Source organism: Salinisphaera sp. SWV1 (genome assembly GCF_052044155.1).
Taxonomy (GTDB): Bacteria; Pseudomonadota; Gammaproteobacteria; order Nevskiales; family Salinisphaeraceae; genus Salinisphaera.
Genome location: NZ_JBQDYE010000042.1, coordinates 24,153 through 33,758, shown reverse-complemented (window position 1 = coordinate 33,758; position 9,606 = coordinate 24,153). Strand labels below are relative to the sequence as shown.

The window sequence follows — 9,606 nt, the reverse complement described above, 5'->3', positions numbered from 1 at the left end:
GTGTGGGTTATGGCTTTATTATCCGAACTCGGTGGGTCATATCCTGACCCTGCTGAGTTTCCGAACTAATCAAGAAACGACATAACCGATACGGCCGCCGAGAACGACCCCGAGCACCACATAGAACAGGAAATCGCCGACTTCCTCCCGGCCCCAGTGGATATGCGGCTGCCGGGTGCGCACGATTGCCATGCCCCAGCCGAGCAAAAAGCTCAGCAGGTACATCAGGCCGTACCAATGCACAGCCAGCGGCCCGAGTGAAAAAGCGACTGGATTAATATCAGGGTGTACAAACATAGTGGTGTAGTTGCAGAAGATAAAGTATGAGCGGTTGCGGCTGCCATGCGGAATCAACGAACGAAGCGGGACCGCTAACTGGCTTAAAATTAATGGCTAATCGATTCATTCATAACGCAATCCGTTCTCTGTTCCAGGGTCGCGTGTCGGATAGGGAGCATCGACAACGCGTCGGATCAGAGCGATCACGGCCGGGCTGTCCCAGTCCGCCGCGCCGACGTACCGACCAATCTCCCGGCCTTCCCAGTCGATCAACAAGGTCGTCGGAATGACGAAGACGCCGAGCACGTTGGCGCTTCGCCCCGTGCTGTCGACATAACGCCTTAAGTGATGAATGCCAACGTTGCGAAAGAACCGCTTCACGGCATCGTCTCCCGCTTTGTCCTGCGACAGGGCCAGAACGTGGAAAGCCGGGCCGCCCAGGCGCGCCTGCAGCCGGTCCAAGGACGGCATCTCCTTACGGCAGGGGATACACCAGGTCGCCCATAGATTGAGCAGTAGTACCCGACCACCAAAATCGGCCAAGCTCAGAGTGTGTCTGGTCGCGTCCGTGAATCGGAAGCTCAGCACCGGCCAGGGCGCGTCGTACAATTTCATGGCCGGGGCGGCCATCGCTTGGCCGGCGAAGGTCACGGCCATCATCGATAAAAACAGAACGCCGATGCGCTTCGTGTCCATCCTCATGGGACTCTTCCTCGTATTCCGGAAATTCCAGCGCCGGCGGCGTCAAGTGCAGCGCCACGGGCCGATTTCAGACGATGTCTCTAAGAAAGACGCTGCGCGCGCAAAGGCACTTGCGTTAATCACAAGTGCCGCGGCGACTGCCCGCGAAAATTTGATGCACAGGAAGCCGCTAAACGCGGAGCGCCGATAAGAGCTGGATTACGAGATGCGCGGAGGGTAGGGGTCAGGTCCTTGAAGCAGGCGGCCTGAGTGCGTCGACAGGGGGAAGGTCGGCGCTGTGGCGTCAGAGGAGAAATCCAATAGCGCAGCGCGGCTTGCGTCAGCGACGGCGTTACAAGCGGCCAAGAGGCAGCCCGGCATTGCCAGCGTCTGCTGGCTCGACGGATGATGCCGGTCTATCGAGCCGTTATTCGCTTGAGCGGCCGGTAGCGTCGCCACGGTGGCCACCTGATCGCCCAACGCCATAGATAGCGCCATCACCGGTGGAGCCGACAACACGCCAGCCAGCACGAGGCTCATGACCAGCAACCGGGCGATAATGCGCTTCATAAGCGGTCAACCTAATCCTTAAGTTCGATGTTTTCAAGCTGAACTCGGAGCCGATATTTCGGTGGTGGGCTGACAATGACGTTTGCACTGCCCGATGAAACGGGCTCGTTCGATAGTTATACTTGGATGCTTGTTGTCGCTATACGTCTCGCCCAGGCGCTGGTAGCGCAAGCTGCGCACGGCAGCCGCGCCCCTTGCCGGCACGCTGACGTTATCGGCCGCCTCGCGCTGGCGACCGCCTGGTTGCACTGGACCTGGCGCACCCTGTTTCAGGCACCCTGGTTTCGAGCGGCACGCGCCTTTCTGCGGGCGGTACTCGGCGCGTATAGCCTGGCCGGAAACGGCGTAAAGTCGCCGCAGTGGTTCTTCGGGTACAGACCACCGGTTACGTCGAGCCGTATCCGGCCAGCTTGCTGGCGGGCCCTATGTTCGGCGCCCTGTACCCGCCCTTTCCTCGGCGGCGCCATGACGTTCGCGCTGACGCCCCCGCCAGTACCATCGTGGCGCTGTTCCTGGCGGGGGCGTGGGTCTGGTCTCGCCTTATCTCGCACTGTTGACGCGCAACGGCTCGAATACCGTGCGGTGAGCACTGGCCGGTGCGCGTACAACACGTAATGGGGCTTGTTCTCTTGGCGGGGTGCGGTTTTCTTCGCCCCCTCGTTGCCGCGCAACGTTCCGGCACGCTCCTGTGGAGCGGCACAACAGACTATAGAAACCGGTAGCGATTGAAACCATGTTGAAACGCGAAAATTTTGTAACACGCTGGCTGATGCCCTTGGTGGGCGCCCTGGCCGTTGGCGGATTCTCTCTTTACTGGCAATGGCCTTCGTCAGATAACGCGTCGCACGCCCCGGACGACGCTGACGAGGTCACAACGAAAGATCACCCCTCGACTGCCGGCATCGCCGAGCTCTATGCGCGACAAGACACGTTGGCCGACTCTGGCGTCGCCGACGCCTCGGCCACGATGGCAAAGCCGATGGCCAGCAGCGCGGACTACGTCGCGCTTCATGCCGCCCGTAACGAGAACCACGTCGAGATTGCGCTGGATATAACGAAGCATTGGCACATCAACGCGAACCCCGCATCTTTCGATTTTCTCATTCCCACCGAAGTCGCGATCAAAGCGAACGGAACCCCGTTGCCGATCGAACTGAAATACCCCAGCGGCCGTCGCATCGATGTGGGTCTCGACGAACCGATCCGGGTGTATTCCGGACGCTTGGTACTCGGGGCCAACCTGCCCGAACAGACAAGCGCTAACCGTTTGCAGGTCGAGGCCCATGTGCAGGCCTGCAACGATTCGGGCCTTTGTCTTAGGCCATCGACCCTGTCGACGCGGCAGTTCGACCCTATCGCTCAAAGCGGCGCGGATGGAAAGAGACGGGCCTGGAGGAAGCGACCATGAACGATATCGCCCCAATCCACAGATTGAATCGTAGTGCCGGTCGGTCGGCTTATGTGGGCTATTGACTCCGTACTGTACTCAAGACTTTATAGTTCCCAGCAGTCCATACACGGGGCGTGATATGAGTTACTCCATCGGACAATTGGCAAAAAACGCGGACACCGGCGTCGAGACCATCCGCTTTTATGAGCGCCGCGGACTCATGCCCGAACCGCCACGCGCAGCCAGCGGTTATCGCCGCTATCCGCTCGATGCGGTGGGCCGTCTTCTTTTCATCCGCCGGGCCAAGCGGCTGGGCTTCAGTCTGGAAGAGATCGGTACATTGCTTAGCTTGCAGGAGGGTGGCGACAAAACCCAAATAAAAGGTATCGCCCAAGCCAAGCTGGCTCAGATCGAGACGCGGATAGAAGACCTAAAGCGCATGCGTGCCACGCTGGCGGACCTGGAGCAGCAATGTTCCGGTCGCGGTCCGGTCGCGGGCTGCCCGATTATCGAAGCATTGGCCGAGGAATAGTCATGCGTGACGACGCTTATGCGCACAAGGACCCAGTCTGCGGCATGACCGTAACCGCCGATGAGGCGCTTACATATAATTATGAAGCGCAGACCTATTACTTCTGCAGCCCGCGCTGCCACGACAAGTTCGCTGCCGACCCCGAGGCCACGCTGAATCCCGTCGAGGATGCATCGTCGACGCCGACTCCGGCGGGGACGACCTACATTTGCCCCATGCACCCGGAAATCGAGCAGGATCATCCCGGCGACTGTCCGAAATGCGGCATGGCGCTGGAGACTTCGGCTCCGCCCAGGCGGGCGACCCAGTACACCTGTCCGATGCACCCGGAGATCGTGCAAGACGAGCCGGGCGACTGCCCCAAGTGCGGCATGGCGCTGGAGCCGACGACCATTTCCGGTGACGACAAGGATCCTGAACTCAAGGCCATGCTCCGGCGTTTCTGGGTTAGCGTGCCGTTGTCGGCGGCCGTGCTGGCCTTGGCCATGGGCGAGATGATTCCCGGTCTGGGCGTCCAAGCGTTCTTCGGCGCGGCCTTCGGCTGGATCCAGCTCGCGCTGGCCACGCCGGTCGTCCTCTGGTGCGGCGGCTTCGCCTTCCAACGGGGCTGGAAATCAGTGGTCAACGCCAGCCCCAATATGTGGACCCTGATCGCGCTGGGCGTGGGTGCGGCCTATGGGTTCTCCCTGTTGGCGCTGCTGTTTCCGGAGCTATTACCGGCGGCCTTCAAGGGCCAAGGCGGCCATGCGCCGCTTTACTTCGAGGCAGCGGCGGTGATCATTACCCTGATTCTGCTCGGTCAGGTGATGGAGACCCGCGCCCGCGGTCAGACCTCCAAGGCGCTGGCCGGCCTGCTGGATCTGGCGCCGCCCACCGCGCACCGGCTGACCGACGACGGCGAAGAGGATGTCTCGCTGGACGCCCTACAAACCGGCGATCGACTGCGCGTGCGCCCGGGCGAAAAAGTGCCGGTGGACGGCGAGATCATCGACGGCCGCTCGACCGTCGATGAATCGATGATCTCCGGCGAGCCGATCCCCCAGGAAAAGCAGGTTGGCGATACGGTGACCGGCGGTACCGTCAATCAGACTGGCGGCTTCGTCATGCGCGCGGCCAACGTGGGCGAGGACACCGTGCTGGCCCGCATCGTCGACATGGTGGCCCAAGCCCAGCGATCGCGCGCGCCCATCCAGGGCCTGGCCGACAAGGTGGCCAGCGTGTTCGTGCCGGCGGTGGTGGGCACGGCGATCGCGGCCTTCATCATCTGGGCGCTGGTTGGCCCTGCTCCGGCGCTGGCCTATGCCCTGGTGGCCGCGATCTCGGTGCTGATCATCGCCTGCCCCTGCGCGCTGGGTTTGGCCACGCCCATGTCGGTGATGGTCGGGGTGGGCCGCGGTGCGCACGAAGGTGTGCTGATCCGCGACGCCGAGGCGCTGGAGCTCATGGAGCAGGTCGATACCCTGCTGGTGGACAAGACCGGCACCCTGACCGAGGGTAAGCCCCGGCTGGTGGGCGTGGAAACGGCCGATGGCGTCGACGAGTCCGAATGGCTCAAGTGGGTGGCCGCGCTGGAAAACGCCAGCGAGCACCCGTTGGCCCGCTCGATCGTCGACGGCGCGGCCGAACGCGGTATCAAACCCGAGCAGGCCGCCGATTTCGACTCGATCACCGGCCAAGGCGTGCGCGGCACGGTTGCGGGCCACGAGGTCCTGGTCGGCAACAGCCGGCTGATGACGGACAAGGGCATTGATCTTGGCACGCTGGCCGATGCGGCCGACGAACGCCGAGGCCAGGGTGAAACCGTCATGCTCGTCGCCGTGGACGGACAAATCGCCGGGCTGGTGGCGGTGGCCGACCCGATCAAGCAAACCACGGCCGAGGCCGTGCGCATTCTCCACGATGCGGGCCTGCGCATCGTCATGCTCACCGGCGATAGCGAGGCCACCGCCCGGTCCGTCGCCGGCCAGCTCGGCATCGACGAGGTCCACGCGGACGCCTTGCCGGAGGACAAGCATGCCCTGGTGGAAAAACTGCAAAGCGAGGGCCGCAAGGTGGCTATGGCCGGCGACGGCGTCAACGACGCACCGGCGCTGGCGAAAGCCGATGTCGGTATCGCCATGGGCACCGGCACCGACGTGGCCATGGAGAGCGCGCGCATCACCCTGGTCAAGGGCGATCTGCGCGGCATCGCCAAGGCCCGCCGGCTGTCCGAGCAGACCATGCGCAACATCCGCCAGAACCTTTTCTTCGCGTTCATCTACAACGGTGCCGGGGTGCCGGTGGCCGCCGGCGTGTTGTATCCATTGATCGGCGCGCTGCTCTCGCCCATGCTCGCGGCCGCGGCGATGAGTGTGTCCTCGGTATCGGTGATCTCCAACGCACTGCGGCTGCGGCGGGCCGCCTTGTGACGCGGAATGCGGCGTATAGCTGTTGATGTCTGCGAGGCCGCATTTTCAACTCAGACATTGATCGCGACCACGACAAAGGAGACGCAACCATGAAACGACTGGTCACCATCCCTCTGATACTGCTTGCCCTCATCGCGGGTACTGCAGCCGCCGCGGAGGGCCCGGGCCGTATGGACGGCGGCAGCCTGATGAACGGATCGATGATGCAATGCGGCGTGATGGGCGGCCCGATGATGATCGCCTGGCTATTGTTCGTACTCCTTGTCCTTGTCGTGCTGGTGCTAGCCATCGTGGCGCTGATCAAATACCTGCGTAGTTGAGCAACTCCAGGATCCGATGGCCCTCATTCCCCTGCATTACTGAAAGCGAGCCCGGCTCAAGAGCGAATCTCCTATGACGACGATCGACCTGAAACGCCGCATGCTGTTGCGGTCCGTGGGCGGCCTCGCGGGTATCACCGTTTTGGCGCCCACAGCCCTATTGACGGCGTATCACGACACAGCAGTCGCAGGTACAAATCGCGATGGCGCGGCTCATTACGGCCTCGAAAACGGCCCGTTCGACGTCGACATCCGGCTGCGTGCGCAGCCGCACACGGCGCCCATTCTCCCCGGGACGCCCAGCGAGGTCTGGCGCTATACGGCCGAGCTGCGCAACGGTCCCGCGGATACCATCACCCCGGTGGGCGGCAGCTACACCGGCCCGCTGATCCGGCTGCGCCGCGGCCAGCGTTTCCACGCCCGGCTGGAGAACGGCCTGCCGGAGGACACCACCGTGCATTGGCACGGCCTGCACGTGCCGTCGGATGTGGATGGCCAGCCGCGGCTGCCGATCAAGCCCGGCGAGGCGATGACTGTCGCCTTCGATGTCGTCGATCGCGCTGGGCTGTATTGGTACCACCCGCATCCACACGCCCTAATGGTGGCCGAGTCGGCTTTCAATCCTATGCCGGGCTGGCCGGGCCGCTGGTCATCGAGGACGAGGCCGAACGCGCGCTCGGCTTGCCCGCCGGGGACCGGGAAATGTTACTGGTCATCCAGGACCGCAGTTTCGCCGGCGACAACGAGTTGAGCTTTATCAGCCGTGACATGGGCACCATCGGTTTTCTCGGCGACCGCGTGCTGGTCAACGGGCAACCGGATGCCGCGCGCGAGGTCGCCACCCGGCCGTACCGACTACGTATCCTCAATGGTTCCAATTCGCGCATCTACAAACTCGCGTGGAGCGACAGCCGGCCCGTGACCGTGCTCGGCACCGGCGGCGGCTTGCTGGGCGCGCCGCACCACTATCCCTTCGTCACGCTGGCGCCGGGCCAGCGTATCGACCTCTGGGTGGATTTATCCGCCAACGAACCCGGCGAGGAACTGCATCTGATCAGCGATGCCTACGAGGCCGGGGTGATGGCGAACGTAATGGGCGGGCCCGACCTGTCCGCAGGCGCTCGTATCCCGCTGCTCGCGCTGCGGGTCACGCAGCGAGTGCGCACCAACGAACGACTGCCCCCGCGCCTTGCCGAGGATTTGCAGGCGCCGCCGGTCGGCCGCGATACCCCCGTCCGTCGTTTCAATCTGATAGGCGCCTTTGCCATCAACGGCCGTCAGTTCGAAGGCACCACCGTGGCGGACGACGAAATCGTGCACCTCGGGCGTACCGAAATCTGGGAGTTTGTCAATGACTCGATGATGCCCCACCCCATGCACGTGCACGGGTTGCAATTCGCGGTCGTGGACCGTCGCCAAGTCGGTGGCCGCCGCAGTTGGGCCGGCCTGGCAGCTGGTCTGGTCGATGCCGGCCTGCTCGACACGGTACTCGTCCTTCCGGGCGAACGCGTGCGTGTCGCGTTGACCTTCACCGATTTCGAAGGGCTCTATTTATACCACTGCCACAACATGGAGCACGGGGACAACGGCATGATGCGTTACTACCGCGTTCGCTCGTAAAACGAGTCATTAGCGCGCGCAAAACATCTACACCCGTACCCGGCTTTAGTCATATCGATTCTGCGGCGAGGGTGCCGCGGGTGCGCGTGGTGTCGACCTGTACTGAAGAGATGAGAACCCGCCGGTCGCAGAGCGTCCGGGTGTGAATCCGGCAACCGCGGCTCAATGGCGCCGCTGCGTCGTCTTGGCCCGCCTCGGCGAGCTGTCGGATGAGGCGCGCCCGGACCAGCAGCCTGATCCGTGTCCTTAGTGAGAACGGGTTCGGCAAGACCACATTCCTGCGTACGCTGGCCGGTCTGCATATGCCCTTGGCAGGTCAGGTTGTGTGGCACAATGATGGCCGGACGGCCACGGCTGACGCGTCAATACTCGGCCGTTTGTGCTACGCCGGCAAGCCGCCCGAACGGCAATCTTTGAGTACATCGAAGTGTTTTATAACCGTCAGCGGATCCATCAGACGCTGGGCTATCGAACACCGCTAGAAGTGGAAGAAACACATCAAGCGGTCGCTTGATTGATCCGTCCGTGGAAGCCGGGCTAGCTCACACCATGACCCATTGACGTCGGCCGATAGCCTCGTCAAGCGTCTGCATCTGCCGACACGCCGCCGCTATCCGCCTGTTTCGCCTGTCTAGCCGAGACACCTTGAATATTGGCGAATGACGCACACGCCGCACGCGTGATCTCGGATCAACTGCAAGGCTTTGCATCCAATAGTCGGCATCTTCCGGCGGATCGCATCGAGTCGAATGGGGCAGGCACGTAGAACAAGATTATCCCTCGCTACCGTGGATCATCGGTGCGGCGCAGCCTGATGCGCTTGTAAATACGTGATGCGCTATCTTGTCGCGTTGCCACCCGCTGCAGATCGAATCAGGCCCATGTCCTAGCTTTGTACCGAGCGTGCGTGTGAAATATTGCGGCACCGCTATTGACAGAGCGCCGAAACTCTGGTTTTCATGACCATGACAACCCTGCCACTTGGGTATATTAAGTGGCCCTTCAAGTCTCGCCGGATCGCGCGACGAGGCGGCTTTCGAGCTTCGATCCTTTTTTCATAACCCGCTGCTCTTTTCGGCAGCTTATTCCAACCCACTCTTGGGGATCATCATCCCCAATGAGGGCGTGGTGTGTCCCCTATTCCAGGAGAAATACCATGTCTGAATATTTCGATCTTCATACGCAAGGCATCGGCTATCTGAACCGCGTTCGCGAGGTTCGTCCCAAAAACGGTTCGCCGTTTTGGGCCTGCGACATCGTGGCTTTGCACGGTTCCAAGGATAACCTCAATCACACACGCTTTGATTGTCGTGTCAGCGGTGCCCAAGCGATCGCACTGGTCCAGCAGTACCAGGATGCCGTAGAACAAGACCGCAAGGTATTGATCGGTTTCCGGCTCGGCGATTTGTATGCCGACACGTTCACCTATTCCAAGGGGGAACGTGCCGGCGAGACGGGCGTCAGGCTGAAATCCCGCCTGCTCTACATCGGTTTCATCAAGATTGATGGCGAGACTGTCTACAGCGCCGAGACGGCATTCGACGACGGCGAGGAACCGGAATCTCAGAAAGGCAATTCCGGATCCGAGACCGCAGCCAACTCGGATGCAGCCGCACCTGTGTCGGATCCTGACCGCATGCCGGCCGAGGTCCAACTGTCGAAAGACGATCCCGACTTTCAGGAGCGCAAAGCTGAACTCAAGGATGCGGGCTATCGCTTTGATGGCCAAGACAAGGTCTGGCGTCTGCCGACTGCAACTGCGGCCGTATAGACCATAAACGACATCGGGACGTTCGCGTCCCGATT

10 protein-coding genes and 1 pseudogene are annotated in these 9,606 nt (G+C 62.1%); 8 read left to right on the top strand and 3 right to left on the bottom strand.

Annotated features, from left to right (window positions below):
- Window positions 1–69 precede the first annotated feature (69 nt).
- The 3 genes from ACS8YF_RS16700 to ACS8YF_RS16690 form a co-directional block, all read right to left on the bottom strand.
- Window positions 70–297, bottom strand: coding sequence for a prolipoprotein diacylglyceryl transferase family protein (locus tag ACS8YF_RS16700; protein ID WP_440851272.1), 228 nt, complete (start codon window positions 295–297; stop codon window positions 70–72).
- 105 nt (window positions 298–402) lie between these two features.
- Entirely contained in the window at window positions 403–981 is a 579-nt protein-coding gene (locus tag ACS8YF_RS16695; RefSeq protein ID WP_440851271.1) for a TlpA family protein disulfide reductase, read from the bottom strand.
- 198 nt (window positions 982–1,179) lie between these two features.
- Window positions 1,180–1,530, bottom strand: a complete 351-nt coding sequence (locus tag ACS8YF_RS16690) for a hypothetical protein (protein WP_037341543.1) — start codon at window positions 1,528–1,530, stop codon at window positions 1,180–1,182.
- A gap of 733 nt (window positions 1,531–2,263) precedes the next feature.
- Between ACS8YF_RS16690 and ACS8YF_RS16685 the strand changes: the two genes are divergently transcribed.
- The 8 genes and pseudogenes from ACS8YF_RS16685 to ACS8YF_RS16650 all read left to right on the top strand — a co-directional run bounded on the left by ACS8YF_RS16685 (window position 2,264) and on the right by ACS8YF_RS16650 (window position 9,571).
- Window positions 2,264–2,938, top strand: a complete 675-nt coding sequence (locus ACS8YF_RS16685; protein ID WP_084189194.1) for a protein-disulfide reductase DsbD domain-containing protein — start codon at window positions 2,264–2,266, stop codon at window positions 2,936–2,938.
- A 121-nt stretch (window positions 2,939–3,059) separates the two neighbouring features.
- Entirely contained in the window at window positions 3,060–3,452 is a 393-nt protein-coding gene (locus ACS8YF_RS16680; RefSeq protein WP_037341545.1) for a MerR family transcriptional regulator, read from the top strand.
- A 2-nt stretch (window positions 3,453–3,454) separates the two neighbouring features.
- The gene (locus tag ACS8YF_RS16675) at window positions 3,455–5,860 is read left to right on the top strand and encodes a heavy metal translocating P-type ATPase (protein WP_037341547.1); all 2,406 of its coding nucleotides are present in this window, start codon (window positions 3,455–3,457) and stop codon (window positions 5,858–5,860) included.
- A gap of 89 nt (window positions 5,861–5,949) precedes the next feature.
- Window positions 5,950–6,180, top strand: coding sequence for a hypothetical protein (locus tag ACS8YF_RS16670; protein WP_037341548.1), 231 nt, complete (start codon window positions 5,950–5,952; stop codon window positions 6,178–6,180).
- A 73-nt stretch (window positions 6,181–6,253) separates the two neighbouring features.
- On the top strand, window positions 6,254–6,931 hold the full coding sequence (locus ACS8YF_RS16665; RefSeq protein WP_440851270.1) for a multicopper oxidase domain-containing protein: 678 nt from the start codon (window positions 6,254–6,256) through the stop codon (window positions 6,929–6,931).
- Window positions 6,883–7,800: a multicopper oxidase family protein gene (locus ACS8YF_RS16660; protein ID WP_440851269.1), complete on the top strand. Its 918-nt coding sequence runs from the start codon at window positions 6,883–6,885 to the stop codon at window positions 7,798–7,800. Before ACS8YF_RS16665 ends, ACS8YF_RS16660 begins: the two co-directional genes overlap by 49 nt.
- 388 nt (window positions 7,801–8,188) lie before the next feature.
- Window positions 8,189–8,314: pseudogene (locus ACS8YF_RS16655) on the top strand (IS3 family transposase); the annotation flags it as partial.
- 642 nt (window positions 8,315–8,956) lie between these two features.
- Window positions 8,957–9,571, top strand: coding sequence for an STY4534 family ICE replication protein (locus tag ACS8YF_RS16650; RefSeq protein ID WP_353213550.1), 615 nt, complete (start codon window positions 8,957–8,959; stop codon window positions 9,569–9,571).
- Window positions 9,572–9,606: the final 35 nt, after the last annotated feature.